This window comes from Promicromonospora kroppenstedtii DSM 19349, from assembly GCF_000515355.1.
GTDB classification, from domain to species: Bacteria; Actinomycetota; Actinomycetes; order Actinomycetales; family Cellulomonadaceae; genus Promicromonospora; species Promicromonospora kroppenstedtii.
The window spans coordinates 2,236-2,885 of record NZ_KI911681.1; the positions used below are offsets into that span (position 1 = coordinate 2,236).

Sequence of the window (650 nt, forward strand, 5' to 3'; positions counted from 1 at the left end):
GCCGAGGCCGGCCGCGGGCCGTCGCCCGACGCGACCGAGACGGGCTGGGAGGCCCGCGGTGCCGACGTCGACGGGGTGCGGGTGCACGCCGTTCGCCTGCGCGGGCTCGTGGCGCACGAGGAGATCCTCTTCGGCAACGAGGGGGAGCAGCTGATCATCCGGCAGGACTCGTTCGACCGGGCGTCGTTCATGCCGGGCGTGCTGCTCGCCGTGCGCTCCGTGGTCTCCCGCCCCGGGCTGACCGTCGGCCTCGAGAACGTGCTGGACCTGTCATGAGCGAGCCGGGGTCCGGGCGACCGGTCGAGCGGCCGGCGTCGGGCCGGAAGCTGCCGCGGGGGCTGCCCGGGGCCATCGCGGTCACGGCGCTGCTCGCGCTGTACATCTGGCAGATCGCGGGCCGCGGCGTCTCGATGGTGCGCACCGGCGAACCGGTGCTGATCGCCATCGGCCTGGGCGTGCTGGTCATCCCGCTGCTGGTCATCGGGCTGATCGCCAAGGAGTACTGGCTGGCGGCCACCGTGCAGAAGATGGCGGACACCCTGTTCGCCGAGGGCAACCTGCCCGTGGACGACCTGCCGCGCTCACCTGGCGGGCGCATCGACCGGGCCGCCGCCGACGAGGCCTTCGAGCCGTACCGGGTGGCCGTCGAG

Annotated in this window: 2 protein-coding genes; both read left to right on the forward strand. The window is 74.2% G+C overall.

Going from position 1 to position 650, the window contains the following annotated elements:
- A partial coding sequence (locus PROKR_RS14415) for a dihydrodipicolinate reductase C-terminal domain-containing protein (protein ID WP_036964358.1) occupies positions 1-276 on the forward strand: 276 nt, incomplete at its 5' end.
- Positions 273-650 (forward strand): hypothetical protein (locus PROKR_RS35015; RefSeq protein WP_051433003.1); only part of this gene is annotated, 378 nt, incomplete at its 3' end. The genes PROKR_RS14415 and PROKR_RS35015, both read left to right, overlap by 4 nt.